At 63.0% G+C, this 15,899-nt stretch carries 13 protein-coding genes and 1 pseudogene; 5 read left to right on the forward strand and 9 right to left on the reverse strand.

The window, feature by feature from the left end; translation table 11 throughout:
- Nucleotides 1-51: 51 nt before the first annotated feature.
- The gene (locus AC066Y_RS15840; RefSeq protein ID WP_478274679.1) at nucleotides 52-1,779 is read left to right on the forward strand and encodes an amidohydrolase; all 1,728 of its coding nucleotides are present in this window, start codon (nucleotides 52-54) and stop codon (nucleotides 1,777-1,779) included.
- 117 nt (nucleotides 1,780-1,896) lie between these two features.
- Here AC066Y_RS15840 and AC066Y_RS15845 read toward each other — a convergent pair whose 3' ends face one another.
- Nucleotides 1,897-2,961, reverse strand: a complete 1,065-nt coding sequence (locus AC066Y_RS15845; protein ID WP_478274680.1) for a helix-turn-helix transcriptional regulator — start codon at nucleotides 2,959-2,961, stop codon at nucleotides 1,897-1,899.
- Between the two features lie 170 nt (nucleotides 2,962-3,131).
- Nucleotides 3,132-4,565, reverse strand: coding sequence for an amidase (locus tag AC066Y_RS15850; protein WP_478274681.1), 1,434 nt, complete (start codon nucleotides 4,563-4,565; stop codon nucleotides 3,132-3,134).
- Nucleotides 4,566-4,980: 415 nt separating this feature from the next.
- On the opposite strand from AC066Y_RS15850, the gene AC066Y_RS15855 reads away from it, so the two are divergent.
- Entirely contained in the window at nucleotides 4,981-5,571 is a 591-nt protein-coding gene (locus AC066Y_RS15855) for a MarR family winged helix-turn-helix transcriptional regulator (protein ID WP_478274682.1), read from the forward strand.
- A complete protein-coding gene (locus tag AC066Y_RS15860) occupies nucleotides 5,571-6,326 on the forward strand; it encodes a carboxylesterase family protein (protein WP_478274683.1) in 756 nt (251 codons plus the stop codon). The genes AC066Y_RS15855 and AC066Y_RS15860 overlap by 1 nt, the downstream gene beginning before the upstream one ends.
- A gap of 64 nt (nucleotides 6,327-6,390) precedes the next feature.
- Here the strand turns inward: AC066Y_RS15860 and AC066Y_RS15865 are convergent, their stop codons facing one another.
- The 7 genes and pseudogenes from AC066Y_RS15865 to AC066Y_RS15895 all read right to left on the reverse strand — a co-directional run.
- On the reverse strand, nucleotides 6,391-6,834 hold the full coding sequence (locus AC066Y_RS15865; protein ID WP_478274684.1) for a cupin domain-containing protein: 444 nt from the start codon (nucleotides 6,832-6,834) through the stop codon (nucleotides 6,391-6,393).
- Nucleotides 6,835-6,911: 77 nt separating this feature from the next.
- A complete protein-coding gene (locus AC066Y_RS15870; RefSeq protein ID WP_478274685.1) occupies nucleotides 6,912-7,865 on the reverse strand; it encodes a SphA family protein in 954 nt (317 codons plus the stop codon).
- A gap of 256 nt (nucleotides 7,866-8,121) precedes the next feature.
- Nucleotides 8,122-8,424, reverse strand: a complete 303-nt coding sequence (locus tag AC066Y_RS15875; RefSeq protein ID WP_173638845.1) for a helix-turn-helix domain-containing protein — start codon at nucleotides 8,422-8,424, stop codon at nucleotides 8,122-8,124.
- Nucleotides 8,425-8,536: 112 nt separating this feature from the next.
- Entirely contained in the window at nucleotides 8,537-9,700 is a 1,164-nt protein-coding gene (locus tag AC066Y_RS15880; protein ID WP_478274686.1) for a DSD1 family PLP-dependent enzyme, read from the reverse strand.
- The gene (locus AC066Y_RS15885; protein ID WP_478274687.1) at nucleotides 9,700-10,929 is read right to left on the reverse strand and encodes a M24 family metallopeptidase; all 1,230 of its coding nucleotides are present in this window, start codon (nucleotides 10,927-10,929) and stop codon (nucleotides 9,700-9,702) included. Before AC066Y_RS15885 ends, AC066Y_RS15880 begins: the two co-directional genes overlap by 1 nt.
- A 41-nt stretch (nucleotides 10,930-10,970) precedes the next feature.
- Nucleotides 10,971-12,437 carry an N-acyl-D-amino-acid deacylase family protein gene (locus tag AC066Y_RS15890; protein ID WP_478274688.1) on the reverse strand — a complete coding sequence of 489 codons (1,467 nt, stop codon included), beginning with the start codon at nucleotides 12,435-12,437 and terminating at the stop codon, nucleotides 10,971-10,973.
- Nucleotides 12,438-12,801: 364 nt separating this feature from the next.
- Nucleotides 12,802-13,110 (reverse strand): annotated as a pseudogene (locus tag AC066Y_RS15895) (NAD(P)-binding protein); the annotation flags it as partial.
- A 986-nt stretch (nucleotides 13,111-14,096) separates the two neighbouring features.
- Between AC066Y_RS15895 and AC066Y_RS15900 the strand changes: the two are divergent.
- On the forward strand, nucleotides 14,097-14,471 hold the full coding sequence (locus tag AC066Y_RS15900; protein WP_478274689.1) for a helix-turn-helix domain-containing protein: 375 nt from the start codon (nucleotides 14,097-14,099) through the stop codon (nucleotides 14,469-14,471).
- A gap of 95 nt (nucleotides 14,472-14,566) precedes the next feature.
- Nucleotides 14,567-15,841, forward strand: coding sequence for an SRPBCC family protein (locus AC066Y_RS15905; RefSeq protein ID WP_478274714.1), 1,275 nt, complete (start codon nucleotides 14,567-14,569; stop codon nucleotides 15,839-15,841).
- Nucleotides 15,842-15,899 lie beyond the last annotated feature (58 nt).

Raw genomic sequence — 15,899 nt, forward strand, 5'->3', positions numbered from 1 at the left:
GCCTTGTCAAAGGTCTCGCGCAGTCGGGATCTTGCAAGTGTGGAGAGAGACATGTCGAACGATCAACCAACGGAATTTCTGCTGCACGGCGGCCGGGTGCAGACCTGCGATTTTCAATCGCCGCCTCAGGAAGCCATCCTGGTCCGCGGCGGAAGAGTTGCCGCCGTCGGCGCGCTCGGCGATTTGGAAAGGATGGTCAAGGCAAGCGCTCCACGCTTCGACGTTAAGGGGGCAACGATCCTCCCCGGATTTGTCGACACCCATCCGCACGCCATGCACTTCGCTGCCTTGAAGGTGGCGGCGATCGATCTGAGCGACGCACAGTCGCACGATGACATCGTCTCGCGCATCCGTGCCCGAGCCGCGGTGACGCCGCCCGGCGAATGGATATTCTGCACTCCGGTCGGGGAAGCTCACTACTTTATTCGCCGCTCCTATCGCGACCTGCCGGAGGGGACACTTCCCAATCGCTGGCGCCTCGATGAGGCGACCGACAAGCATCCGGTGATCATTCAGGCCTATGCGCCAAAGCAACCCAACATCGTCGCGCTCAACAGCCTGGCGCTGAGCCAACTCGGCATTTCCGAGGTGCTGCCGGAGCGCGTTTGCGACGTCTGGATCGATCGCGACTCGGAGGACCGAGTCAGTGGAATCCTGCGTGGCGCGGTGACCAACTACTATACGCGTGACCCGTTCTGGCTTCAGATCCTGAGCAAACTTCCAGCGCCGCCGCCTGCAATCTGGCCGATCGCCGGCCAAGCGGGGATGGCGGAGATGAACAGCATTGGCGTGACGAGCATTTTCGAGATTCACGCGATGAATGCGGCGCAACTCGCTGCGTATCAGACACTTCGCCGCGAAGGCAAGATGACGTGCCGCGTGCTGGCTGGACTGGATGTCGCCGACACGGCATTCGACATCCACTACCAGCCATCGGACATCCAGCTTTGTGACGTCATCGACTTCATGAGCAAGGCAGCCGACCTGACCGACGACTGGTTACGCACCGAAGGCGTGCTGCTCTGCCGAACCGGCCCCTGCAATCCCGGCTTTCTGCGGATGTATGAGCCGATCAAGGCGCCCTACGGCGGCACGACCTACGGGCTGGAATTCTTGCCGCGCCGGGTCGAGGAAACGGTGGTGCGCCACTGTGCTGAGACCGGCGTGCGACTGAGCGCCTTGCTCGCGACCCCTCCCGATTTCGACGACTTCTTTGCCACCATCGCCAAGCTCGGCGTGCAGGAGAGCGTCGCGCGCCAACACTGGATCGTCCAGCATGCACTTCTGGTGAACGAAAACAGCGCGCGCAACATGGCTAGGCACGGCATGTGCTGTACCACCAGCAAGGGGTTTCACTGGGGCAAAGGTGATTTGTATTGCGAGCGGATCGGCGATCACGCGCTGCCGGACCTGATTCCGATGCGGCGGCTGCTCGATCACGGAATCAAGGTCGGCGGCGGGACCGATTGGGGGCCCAAGAGCGTGCTCGAGCAGATCAAGCTTGCCGAAACCTGTGAATTCGCCGGGTCGAACCGCAGGAACCAGCATCGCTCCCAACCGGTCACCCGTTCGGAGGCGATCCGAATGTTCACCAAGGACGCCGCCGATATTCTGGGCTGGAAGGGGATCGGCTCCATCGAGGTCGGCGGATATGCCGACTTTGCAATCATGGATGCCGATCCTTTCGAGGTGCCGGTCGACGATCTGCCCAAGATCCAGGTCCTTCAGACCATCGTTGGCGGACGAACCGTGTTTTCGGCCGGACCGCAAATCGGTTAGCCGGACATCAGGCCGCCAGAGCATTGGCCGACGCCCCTGGCGGCCCGCATCACGCAGAGATGCAAATTCCTTGATCCGAACAGTAATCCTGTCGGAGCAGCCTGTTTGTGGTCGTCACTACATGCGCGCGTCACCTGCGAGGCGGATGAGGGCAATCTTGTTGCATACGCCAAGCTTGCCGTAGATCTCGCGGAGGTGATGGCGGATCGTGTACGGAGAGCAACCGAGCCGCATGGCGATCTGCTTGTAGGATAGACCTTCGCGATACCAGCCAACGATTTCGGCCTCGCGCGGCGAGAGGCGGTCGAGCGCACTGCGCCGGCGAACCTGGAGCAAGATTAGGTCGCCTTGGCGGCGTAACAGGACGGTCAGCTGATCGCCTTCGTAATCGCAGCCCCCTGCAATGGACGAGCGCAGCGCGGCGGGCAGTTCATGCCCGCTCCAACTGGGCCATTCGCTGCGCATCAAGGCGGAGAAAGTGGCGTTGCTGACATGCAGCACGCCGTATCTGTCGGCGACGGCAAAGCCCTTGCGGGATCCATCCGTGCCGGCACGCACACCTTCGAAATGATGCATCCGGTTCGCATGCCACGCGGCGGCGACATGGGGCATGATGATTTCTTGCAGGCAGCGATCGTCGTGATCGAATGGCGGCTCATCGAACGGTCGATAGAGCGACAGAAACGTCAGTAGCCTGGGTACGGGGGCGACCACGGCAATGGAAGTGGCGCTGCCGATTCCAAACCGCTCACCCATGGCCATGAATTCATTGTGATTCATGTCCACGGTCCTGATGCTCGATGCTACGCCTGGCCTCGCAATGACACGCGCCGCCAGCTCGTCCTTGTGCTTGACGGTCTCCCACTCACGGACAAACTCGCCGGGCAACTCATCAACAAAGGTGCTGTGCAGTATCAGGGGACCTTCCGACGGTGCACGCAACATGCCCCAATAGGCCGAGCAGAACGGCAACTCGACGCGCAGCCGCGACAGTGTCGCCTGTTGGAAACGGTCGAACGAATGCGTGCGTGACATCGCATAGAGATCGAGCAGGAAGGCGCTCGCGCGGCGGGCTAGGCTGCCGTCGCGCGAGCGTGGCGAAATCATGTCGGCCGCGCCGTTGCGCACCCGCGCCCGTCGGCGAGACTTCGCAGGCACGGACGTTGACGCGACGTTCGACATGCACTGCCTCCGATCTCGCTGCAGGATATTCCTCTGCGAAAACTGGTCGAAGAGTAGTGCGGTTCAGATCACGTTTTCAATGTGAAACACGGTTCTCGACAACAGGATTTTCCTTCGCAAGGGGATTTCGGCAGCTGCACTTCGGAACGTGCGCGCCGCCGGGAACCTGCCTACGCTGCAACGTGAACGCCCGGGCGGCGGCCGGCCCACGGCAACGATTGCTCGAGCTGTGCGGCGAGGCGCAGAAGGATGTCTTCGGCACCGAAACGCGCAACGAATTGCATGCCGACCGGCAGGCCCTTCGCATCGACGGCGAGCGGCAGGCTGATCGCCGGCTGGCCAGTCATGTTGTAGAGCGCCGTGAATGGAGCATACCGGAACAGGTGCTCGTACCACCCCTTTGCGCCGAGCTTCGGATCGTCGGCATTGGTGAAGCCGAGCGGCAGTGCGGCACCGGTGGCCGTCGGCGTCAAGAGCACATCGTAGTCATTGAAGAACGGTGCGACGGCACGGCAGACGGTGTTGGCGAGCATGTCGGCCAGTTCGACATCGGTCAGCTTCAACGACGCGCCGTATTCGTAGCACGCGAGCGTCGTGGCCTCGAGCGTCTCGCGCGACGGCTTGCGACCGTTCGACCGGGCGATCCCGAGCACGCCGGCCGCAAGAAACCCGCACCAATAGGTCATGTTCGCGGTGTGGAACGTGGTCTCGTCGAAGGCTGGAGAGGTCTCGGTGACGTAGTGGCCCAGGGATTCGAGGTGGCGAGCGACCCGCATCACCTCGCCGCGGATATCGTCGTCGATCGTGGCGTCCATCATGCCCGACAGCGAGACCGCCACACGCAGCCGCCCCACCGGCGCGCCGACCTCCTCCGCGTAGCGCCGCAGGGGCGGCGCGATCACGAATGGATCACCGACGCCCGGCCCCTGCACCGCATCCAGCATGGACGCGCAGTCGCGGACAGTGCGTGAGACCACATGCTCGGCCCCAAGCCCGTGCAACGCCTGACCAACCTCGGGGCCCGGCGGCGTGCGTCCGCGCGTCGGCTTCAGCCCCACCAGCCCGCAACAGGCGGCCGGAATGCGGATTGACCCACCGCCGTCGTTGGCATGCGCGATCGGCACGATGCCCGCGGCGACGGCTGCGGCTGAACCGCCGCTCGAGCCGCCCGGCGATCGGCCCGTATCCCAGGGATTGCGCGTGGGACCATGAAGCACCGGCTCGGTGGTGCTGCAGAACCCGAATTCCGGCGTGTTGGTGCGACCGAGCGTCACGACGCCCGCGGCCTTGAAGCGCTGCATCAGGTCGGTGTCATGGGGCGAGACGAAGCTGCCCGCGACCAGCCGGCTGCCCATGTCGCAAGCCACGCCTTCGGCGTGCAGCGCGAGATCCTTGATCAGGAAGGGAACGCCGAAGAACGGAGCGTTGCGGTCTCCGGCCTGCGCGCGCGGCTCTATCCTGCCGATCACGGCATTCAGGGTGGGATTGACGGCGTCGATGGCCTTCTGGGCGGTCTCGACCACCTCGCCAGCGCTCACCTCGCCGCTCCGTACCAACGCGGCAAGGCCCAATCCGTCATAACGTGCGTATTCGTCGAGTTTCATCCCGGTCTCCAAATTTTGCGTGTCCAAATCCGAACTAAGGGAACAGGTCTGGTAGCGGCGCGCTATCGGTCAGATGTTCCACCCGGATTGCGACTTCCAACGCAAGCCGTCGATCGCATCGGCGGTACGCTTGGCGACTGCGCTGCACGTGCCATATCGATCTGGACCTGAATCGCGCCCCGTTTTCAGGACCGAGATGCGGTTGAGCGTCACCTTATGAGCGACCTGCTCACGGATCGGAGCCCCAGTCCAACGCAGCAGCTTGGTCCTCAAATCAGCTCACCAGACAGTTGCGTTTGCATTGACAAAAGTTCGAAAAGTTCGGCATTCTTGCCGCAATCATCATCATTTAATTGCATTTGCAAGTATATTCGGTATGTTGCGACTTTGAAATCGAACAAGACCGGACGACGGGATGCCAAAGGAAAAACCAGTTCGCGGCGTGCGCGCCGTTGATGCTGCCAGCGCAATCAAAGCGCTGCCGCCACTCGATGAGCTCGACGACAGTCCGCCGCAATCGCCGCCGGCGCCGGTCGCACACAGCCACATCTTCTTCTGGGTTACTCAGATCATGGGTCGGCGCGACCGGCTGCTGGCCCGCGAATTCCGGGCCCTCGGCGTGCGGGTGCCAGAATGGCGCGTCGTGCTCGCGGTGCATGTGCGGCCGGGGATCACCATGACCGAGGTCGCCGAATACGCCACCATCGATCCGACCACGCTTTCACGCTCCATGGAGCAGATGATCCGCGCGGGCTGGATCGAACGCACGGCCGACGACCAGGACATGCGCATCTTGCGCCTGAATCTGACGAACAAGGGCAAAGAACTATTCGACAAGCTCTGGCCGATCGCCGACCGAATCAACCGAATCGCTTGCCAGGATCTGCCCGAAGGTGCGGCGCAGTTGATGTGCCTCGGTCTCGGAACAATCCACCGTGGCCTTGCGCGCGCAAACGATCTCAGCGAGGTGGGCGATGAAGTCGCGACGGCCCTGGCGATCGAATAATGGATGCAAGCGTTGTCACAACTCCGGCCGGCGAGTTCCGCGGGCTACAGCACGGCGTCGTGCGATCGTTCCTCGGAATTCCCTACGCCCATGCACCGACCGGCGCGCGGCGGTGGCTTGCACCAGAACCGATCGGTGCGTGGAACGGCGTGCGCAATGCTGACGCCTTCGGCCCCGCGAGCCCGCAGCCGGCACTGCCGCCGGAGCTCACCATTTCACCGGAGCGTGCGACCACAACCAGCGAGGACTGTCTCTATCTCAACGTCTGGGCGCCAGCGCCGCCGCAAGCTGTGGCGCCGGTCATGGTCTGGATCCACGGCGGCGGCTTCTTCACCGGCTCGGGAAGCGAAAGCGGATATGACGGCGCGCATTTTGCCGAGCGCGGTGTCGTACTGGTTACGCTCAACTATCGGCTTGGACCGTTCGGCTTTCTCGCCCATCCGGAACTTGCGGCGACCGACCCGACGCGGACCACCAACAACTACGGTCTGCTCGACCAGCTCTGCGCGCTGCAGTGGGTCAAGACCAATATGGCGCAGCGCGTCCGAGCCGAGAGACCGAGCTCGAACAAATTGGTCACCAGCAGCATGAAAGCGGCAGCCATCGCCCGCTGCTCGAGCGTAGCGAAGTGCTGCACCGTCCGACAGAAGCAATTCGGCACTCATTGCCCGACTGAGGATCGAAAGATCTGCCGGTCGAGGAAATTGAGGCACGAAGCCGGCATCGGCAGCGCCAGGCCCCCCAGTCGGTCGTGAGAAACGTCTTCATTGACGATGGCTCCTGTTCTCGTGACGTGCCTGCTTCAGGACTCCTCCGCCGTCACGCCACGGGCGGAAGAAAATCGACTTCATGCTGTGCTGAGAGCGCGACGATTGCGTCGGGATCGGTGAGATTGTCGAGCCCTCTGAACAGGTCGAACAGCCGGCGCGACGGAGACACCCAGAACACGACCTTGGCGACGCCAGGAGACTTGTTGAAGATGCCATGGGGAAGTCCCATCAGTAGACGAACGAGATCTCCGGTTGCCGCGCCTACCTCGATACCATCGAGCAGGACGTCGAGCGGGCCCTGGAGCAAATAGAGATACTCGTCCTGGGTTGGATGAATGTGCGGCGGCACGAAGGTTCCGGGCGGCAGCGTCGCATGCCACGCAAAGCAACGGTCCGTGAACTGCTTAGGGACATATGTCTGCCCGAGGATGTTCCAGGAAATGCCGCCGAGGCCGGAATTGCCAGGCGTTATGCCGGTCGTCTCGGAGATCATGTTGATGTTCTAAGGTGATGAAGGGATGATACTGGCGCAGCCGCGATAGTTCGCGGCATTGCGCTAGGCGACGAGGTCTATTTGCGGATGAGCGGCAGGTGCGTCGGAATTGCACTCTCTTCAGGCGCCCACAGGCGGAAGCTGAGTTGTGCATACACTGTGTAGCCTTTCGAGATCGCAGCGGTATCCACTCCCGGAGGACCAGCTGTTCCGCCTGACGTCACAGCGGACACCCGGTCGAGCGCCCACACCGTGAAGTTCGCAGGGCCGAAGTCGTAGCCAACCAAGCCGCCAACGGCCCAGACGTCATATTTGTTCGAGTTGATGGCGCCCTTGTAGAACGCGCTGGACGTGTCGTTGGTCACCTGTCCGACGTAGAAGGCGACACCACCAACGGTCCAACGCTCGATCGTCTTGGTGGCGGTGAACTCGGCGTGCATGATGTCGCCGGTGCGATAGTCCGTGATTGAATTCTTGGTGTTGAACTCACGCGACACGTTGGCGGTGAAGTTCCACCCATCCTTCAGGTAGGACACGATGAACTCTGGCTGAAACGTCCACCACGGATTGCCGATGCCGCCAAGACCGTTGGCGCCTGAGATGTTGCCATTCGGGGCGTAGAAGCCGAAGCCCGTCTTGACGAAGAAGCCGCTGTCGCCGAGCTTCCAACTCAGTTCGGCCGGTACGAAATAGGTATTGTGAAAGCCGACCGGGTGCGCGTCGACGGGGTTGCCGACATCGACCGCGAACCAGGGCTGTACGACGACCGCATCATAGGTCGCGCCAAGAAACGTCCAGCCCGGCACCCACAACAGCCCGGTGGCTGCGCCCGAGACGTGGACTGGCGTCGCGCTACCGTTGATGTTCGGCGCGCCCGGACCAACGATGCTGCCTACCGTCACGCCGACCTGATTGAACATGTAGACACCCGGCGGCGGCGCGCCGGCAGTTGCCCCGCCCACCGTGACGCCTGGTAGCGAAGCGTATCCTGAGTAGCCGAATTCGTAGGCACTCACCGGGGTCGCGGCCATGATTCCCGCGACGGCGATTCCGATCTTCCCTGTTCTCATAGCCCCCTCCTCGTTCGTTTCTGCGCTGCCATCGTGCGATGGACACGGTCAGCGACCGCCCATTGCTGAACACGCAAGACGATGAAAGGCGGTCGACGACATTATTTCAATTATAAAACATCTCGGGGATCGATAATGATGGTCGAGTGTTTCAGTGCGGCGACAGGGATCTCACGCATTGTATCTCGCATCCATCGCGCGCTCGTTGTGCGCGCCGCTAGAGCACGCGTGCCTGCATTGCGAAGCTGGAGATCACCACCTGCTGCAGGTCGGCGGGCAGGGCTCGGTCGCCGGTTTTGAACTGCACACCGGGATTGGGATAGCCGATGAAGTCAATGCCAGCGCGCTCGCATGCCAGTCGTATCTTCTCGACCGTGTCGGACTGCACGTTCACCGCGCACTTCGAGCCCTCAAGCCGACGCACTGTCGAGATGGCGACGCCGGACTGGACGGCGAGCTCGTACTGCTCCCAACCCAACAGCGCGCGTGCCGCGCGAATCTGACGCGTGATGACGATCATACTGCGACCTCTCTGCCGGACACGCGTTGTCCTTTGCTGCCCCCCAGCAGCGCCGCCACGGTCGCGGCGGGGGCATCCGCCGTGCTGACCGGGTGGCGCCAGCCTCTCGCGCCTAGAGCACACCCCGCGCGTCAACCGGCCAGATGTCGACGACTGTGTCACCATCGAGCACATGGAAATAGTCGTGCAGGTTGATGGTCGGATCGCAGTGCGACACCTCGATGTCCACCAAATCTCCCACGGTCGGCCGCGGGGCTCCCTGTGCGAGAGCGATCAGGCCGAACTCGTCGCCAAAGAAATCGTACGCCGCTCCGGGCCACTGCCCAGATCGCACGCGGGGCAAGGGCCCGTCGGTCGACAAACTCTTGAAGCCCGCATTGATGCTGACGTGATGCGGCTGGTTGGCGCTGACCACTGAGGTGCGCAGGTACAATGCAAAGCGGTACGGGTTGGCGCGGTCGGGAAACAGCTCGACTACATCATAGTCGACGTCCATCAGCGCATAGGAGCCGGCCTGGCTCTCGGTATAGAGCCCGTGCTCGACGTCGATGGCGAAGGTGCCGGTGCCGCCACCGCTGACGACCGGCGGGCGGAGCGCCGCGGCCTCCAGCGCCGCTAGCGTTTGCCGTAGCCGCTCGATCTGCTTGAGATAGACGGCACGGCGTTCGGTGTAACTGAGGATGTGCTGCACGCGGCCCGAATAGGCTTGCAGCCCCGCATAGGTCAGCGCCGACGAGCCGTGCAGCCGCCGTGCGAGCTCGACAGCGGCGCTGATCGACGCCGCGCCGGTGCGCCCCATGCCGAGATCGAGGTCGACGAACGCCGGCAGCAGGCGCTCGGCACCGGTAAGCGCGGCTTCCCATTCAACGATGTTTTCGGCAGTGTCGAATATCAGCGTGATGTCAGCCCCCCTGCGATGCAGCGTCGCCAACGTTTCTATATGGGCACGTTGGACGATCGGCGTCGTGACCAGGAGGCCCGGCAAGCCGGCTTGCGAATAGGCAATCGCCTCTCGCCCCGTGGTCGCGCAGATGCCGACCGCGCCGGCGGCGATCTGCTCGCGGGCAATGACGCTGCACTTGTGGGTCTTGCCGTGCGGACGCAGCGCCATGCCAGCATCCCGGCATTGCCGCGTCATGCGATGGAGATTCTCGCGCATCGCAGCGAGATCGATGACAAGCGCCGGAGTCACGAGCTGCAACGCGCCGCCCGGCACGCCGATCAGATCGGCATTGATACTTTGCCGCGGTTCCTGCGGCGAACTGAAATTTGTCATCACCACACCTTCTTCTTCGCAGGCGTGAGTGAGCGGGCGCCAGTCTCGGTGATCAAGATCTGGTCTTCGACCACGCCGCAGCCGAAGTCGTGGATCACGATCATCGGCTCGAGCGCGAACACGTGCCCCGCTTGCAATACAGCATCGCTCTTCCAGTGCAGGCTCGGCAGCTCGGCGATGTTGGTGCCGATGCCATGGCCGAAGCCACTCGGCCAGTAATGTTCGCCAAGGCCGGCGTCCTCGGCGATACCCTGGGCGATATTCTGCAATTCGGCGATGACGGCGCCCGGCTTGGCCGCGGCGACCACCGCTTCGAACATGTCGAGGCCGCATTGCAGCACCTTGCGCTGCCGCGCACCAGCTACACCCGCGCACATCGTACGCGCAGTGTCGGTGAAGTAGCCCTGCAGATGGACGCCCATGTCGAGGAACACCATGTCGCCGTCCTCGAGCTTGCGCGCAGTCGGAAAGAGGTGCTTCAACCCCGAGCGCGGCCCGGTGGCGACCATGCAGTGTCCCACCCAGTCGGCGAGTCCGGCCATGGCGCGGTGCGCCGCGGCCGACAATTCGAGCTCGGTCACACCGGGCCGGACAAGATCCATCGCCGCTTCGAGACCGGCGGCGGTCGCTCGTCCGGCCCGCTCGATGAAGGCGATTTCGCGCGGCGATTTGATCTGTTTTGCCGACCAGTATGGCAGCTGGGCCGAGGAAAACGTGGCGGCGGGACAACGCTCGCGAATCTCATGAAGGATCACGCCGGGGAAGAACCGTTCGCCGACGAGACCGATGCGCGCGGCGGTGAGTTTGCGCTCAGCGAGGACGTCGCAGACATGACGGCCAATACCGAGCGGGTCCTTGACCGTCCCCGGCAGGTGGCCGGGGCGAACATCGCGGATCCAGGTGTGGTGCACGAAGGAATGCATCGGCGCCGAGTGCAGGATCGAATCCGTCGTCAGCGTCAGCGGCCCGTCGCTTGGCAACACGACGACGGTATTGCCGATTTGCGACGGGAAGTTCGAGATCCAGCGCACATCGCCATTGAGCCAGCCAGGTCCGCCGTGGATCAGGATTACATCGAGACCTGCCTGCCCCATCGCCTGCCGAACCCGGGCGACCCGTGCATCATATTCCTCGCTGGGAAACGGAATATCGAGCCAAGCCTTGCGGCTTTCCCAGTCGTAGGGAATCCGATCGAAGCTCATGTCGATCTTGGTGAATTCGCGACCCAAAGTGGTCCTCCTCTGATATCGATCCGGCGACGCGCTGCGCTCTAGGCCGCGCGCATCGATTGACGCCGCAACACACGGCCGGGCCGCGCGCCGGTCGAGGCGCCGTCGCGCCACACCGGCACCCCGTTGACCAGCACGAGCTCGATTCCGTGCGCCGTCTGCACTGGCTGCTCGAAGGTCGCCGCGTCGATCACGGTGTCCGGATCGAACAAAACGAGATCGGCAAAGGCACCGCACTTCACCGCGCCGCGGTCGGCGAAGCCGAACGTTGCCGCGGGCAAGCCAGTCATGCGCCGCACCGCCTCCTCGAGATCGAACAGCTTCTCGTCGCGGACGTAGTGGCCGAGCACGCGCGGGAAGGTACCCCACAGCCGCGGATGCGGATGCATGTCGTTAGGCAGGCCGTCGGAGCCGATCATCGCGCGGGGATGGGAGACAACACGGCGCACGTCCGCCTCGTCCATCAGGAAGTACACCGCGCCGCCCGGTTGCAGCCGGCTCGCCGCCTCCTTGTCATCACAGCCCCATTCCCGCGCGATCGCGGCGATGTCACGCCCCTTCATTTCCGGAAAGGGCTTTGACCACGTCACCGTAACGCGACTACACAGGCTCAGATAGTCGGGCGTCAGCCAACTCGACGCCGCGGTGTACGGATAAGCGTCGAACCCGACCTCGTGGGTTTCGTTGGCCTTGTCGAGCAGCGCCAGCGTCTCGCGCGAACGGCCGAAATTCTTCACGCCGGCAACCTTGTGATGGGAGATCACCACCGGTGCGCCGGCGACGCTACCGACCGTGATGGCTTCCTGGAGCGAGGTTACGATGCCATCGCTCTCGTCTCGGACATGGGACGTGTAGATGCCGCCGGCCTCAGCGGCGACGCGCGCGAGCTCCGTCGTCTCCGCGATCGTGGCGGCCTGGCTTGGCGGATAGAACACACCACTTGAGAACCCGATCGCGCCCGCCGCCATCGCCTCGCGCAGGCGCTCGCGCATCACGGCCAGTTCTTCAGCATTTGCCTCGCGATTGAGGTCTCTCATCGCACCGACCCGCAGCGTCGAATGTCCGACCAGGCTCGCGGTATTGACCGCGGGGGGCCACGCCATGAGGCGATCGAGATAGGCCGCCATGGTTGGAAAAGCGAAGTCCTTCGCTTCCCCGAGGGTCGAGACCGGCGGCGGCGGCAGACTGTCCACGGCGAGCGGCGCGAGGCTCACGCCGCAATTGCCGTTCACGACACTGGTCACCCCCTGGGAGACCTTGATCTCCATGCCGGGCGTCGCCAGCACGGCATTATCATCATGACTGTGGGTGTCGATGAAGCCCGGCGCCAGCACCCGGCCTCGCGCCTCAACCACCTCGCGCGCCGCTACGCCGGCGAGATCGCCGATGGCGACGATGCGATCGCTCTTCACCGCGACGTCCGCGACAAATCGCGGCGCACCGCTGCCGTCGATCACCGTCGCTTCGCAAAAAATCAGGTCGCACGCCGCTTCGCCTGCAGTCGCCATCGCTTCCCCCTCGTTCAGTTGAGAGGGAGGCTAGCGACAATTAGTTGCATTTGCAAGTTATATCTGCGGCTCGGCGATCAAGCAGATACCCCTGAGATCTCTCCCGCATAGTCATAGCGGACGAGCCGCGCGGCGCGAACAAGCCGCGCGTGCGCCGGCGCGCCGCTCTCAACCGACGATTCTGATATCCAATGCGATGGGTCAGGAATACAGCGCGTGCTCGCCCGCGGCGCGGACGGCAAAGCCCGCGGTCGCCGCGTAGCCCTCGACGATCGCCTTGCGTCGCGCGTAGCTCATGACCGCTTCCACATTGCTGAAGCCGTCGGGGGCAAGCTCCTCCACCGCATCGCCCCCCCCCTCCGGCCCGCCCACGGTGGATCGAGAACTGCGGCGCGTCGTGGCCCGCCTCCACGCCACGCGCCTCACGCCACACCTCCTGGCCGAAGCGGTTGAGATAGATGAGCTCGTCGGTGCGAAGCGCGATCGCGTCGAGCCGACCGAGCAAGCCGAGCGTTGCGAGCTCGCGGATCGCGTGCGGAAGCGTGTTGATGCCGACACCTAACTCGCGAATGCTGTCGGCCTGCTCGAACACCTCACAGGCAACTCCGCGCGCCGCCAGCATCAGCGCGGCGGTTAACCCGCCAATTCCTCCGCCAACGATGATTGCTTTCATCCCGCCCCCTTCCGCAAACAGCTTATCTACCTAGATAATATTACTTGCGTTTGCAATCTTATCAATCGATATAAGTTTCTTCGGAAGGAGCAGCCGGCACGAGAGGCTACCGATCCGCGATTTCAAGATCAGTTGATAAGCCGGTTAAGCGAGTTGGTGTTTCGGCGCAGCGTGATGTTGTTCTCTTGCATGAGTTGGCGTCCCCCCGAGTAGGCAACTATGTCGTGGGTTTATGGTGCGCTCGGAGGGCGTTCGCATTTGCTGCGATTTCAGCCGCTTATCCCAACGATGAAGATCAAAAGGTTGCTATCAACCTCAAAGGGCCGTTTCAGCTCCCGTTGCCGACCCGCAGCCCTGCGTCCCGAACGCAAATAGCGAACGAAAAGAGCAACAAAAACAACGAAGTTCGCGTGCGAACGATCACCTTTATCGCGATTTGTTCACGGTATTTCGATGGTCAATCGGTAGTTGGCGAAATCCGGTCCCTCCGGCCGAGTAGCGGATTTCTACTCTGCGGGTTGCAGATCCGAACCCTGCCGAGGTGAGCGGCCTTACATCTCACGCGCACCCGCATTTGGGACAAACCACAGTTGCTCAAAGTGCGCGAGGCGTGAACCGGCGGGTATCTCAGGATTACCGCCTCCTCGACGGCTTGCTTTAACCGACAGCGACCCTGGCGCGGGGAGCGCCAGGATCGCCACTAAACTCCCGGTCGGGGGGCAACCAGATCGCGGGAGCAGTGAATGACTCCCGGCATTGCCACTTGTTCCCGGTCCCCCACAGCGCCACCCATCGCAGCATAGCGGTTTGCGGCGCGTCCTATGGATGATGTCCGTCCATGATCGCATGGGAGGCAGCTGCCGGACCAACGGTGCACCGTCAAGGCTCGCACTGCGCGCGACTGGCTCCGCCGGCTTGCGGCCTTGACCGCGCTCCGTCGGTCCGGCTCTTTAAGACTATGACAAGATGGACGCGGAGACGGTGTGATGAAGGCAACATTGATAATTATCCAGAACCAGGCCGATCATCAGGCGGCCAAGGCGCTTGTCGGCAAGCTGATGCAATCGAACGAAGCTGCCGATCGAGCGCGCATGGTGGCGCAGGCTCGCCTTATCGAGGCCTATGAACGCGTGCGCTGGCCGCGCAAAGCGCCGCCGTTGCCCGATTTGCTAACCTATCTGGTGGAGCAACATGGTTTGACGCGCGCTGATCTTGTGCAGCTTCTGGGCACTGCGAGCCGCGTCAGTGAGGTCATGTCCGGCAAGCGCGAATTGAGCATGGCGATGGTGAAGCGTCTGCGCGAACGTTTCCATATTCCGGCGGATTTGCTGATTTCCGCGAGTGGAAGTGTTGCGGCTTAGTTCAATCCGAACCATGACTTTCGAAAGGGCACGAACATTGCTCGGTTGGCGTCAACATTCGCATCGACGCGAGAAAGTCAGCGCATGTGATTCCAATGACTTGCAGAGGGATTAGGGGACGCAATTCGACGGGCGCCGCAGCGGCGGCGACTGCGACGACAAGTGTATCCGTGGGCAAAGTACGTCCCCTAAAGGACAGCGCCTTCGGCGGCCGACGCGATCTGGTGTTCACCGAGATCAGGCTGCCGCCCGGCCCACCGGCCTGGATGGCCGACCGCGCTCGACTCTGGAATGCGGTCGAGGCCGCCGAGAAGCGCAAGGACGCCCGGCTCGACGATAAGACCCGAAAGCCTCTTGCCGCGACTGACCTCGATCTGGCTTTATTCGGGCAAGACGCGATGGCGAACATCGTGAAAAGATATCTCGAACCGCGCCTTCAGGTCCTCGTAGCAGGGCCGCATCCGCATCATCTCGCCCGATATCGGCGGAGGATTTGGGCACAAGGGCATCCTTTTGCCCGTCTTGATGCCGCGGATGAACGCGCGATCCACCTCGGGCTGAGCGGCAATCTCTGCCGCTGCACCGGCTATGTCGGCATCGTCCGGGCCGTGCGCTCGGTCGTTGAAGCCAGGCGCGAACGCGGCATCCGGCCTGTGCCCGGTGCCGGCCGCGCTGCGCTTGGACCGGTAGGCTCCAGCAACGGCGCAGGCGTTGCCCATCCAGGGACGCCCAGGCAGCCGGCCGATGCCGCGCCTCAGGAGCGCATCAGCGGCAAAGCTGCAATTCCCGACTTCGAGCCTGACAAGGTTTTTGACGAGCGTTTCACCATTGCCGCTCCATCCGACAGGGTCTTTGCGATGTTTGGCGATATCACGCAAATTGCTGCCTGTATTCCCGGCGTTTCGCTCACGGGCAGGCCTACTCCGGAATATGTCGAGGGGGTGATCCGCGTCAAGCTCGGCCCGATTTCGGCAGGCTTTCGCGGAGCCGCCCGCATCGAGCGCGAACCCGACACGATGTCGGGCCGCATCGTGGGAACGGGGAACGACCAGGGCACCCGCTCTTCCACCCAAGGCGAAATCCGCTATCGCGTTGTGCCGATCAACTCAGGCACTGCAACCCGCGTCGAACTCTCAATCGGCTACACCCTGCAACGCATGCTCGCTCAAATCGCGCGCGACAGACTGGTACGAGACCTTGCGGTACGTCTGACCGCGGACTTTGCGCGCAATCTGGAACGACAGCTTTCGGGCGCGGCGTCACTAGAGCCGACGCAGGAAGCAACATCCATCGATGGAGTGGCGCTCGCCTTTGGCCAGTTGCTGAACTTTGTGCGCCAGATCATCCGAGGGACCTGGAATCGCCAATGAGGAACCGACGGAGCCCTCGCTCAAAAGCCGAAAGCATGGCGCAAGTCTGTTCACGAAT

The sequence above is a fragment of the Bradyrhizobium sp. USDA3010 genome (assembly GCF_056429065.1).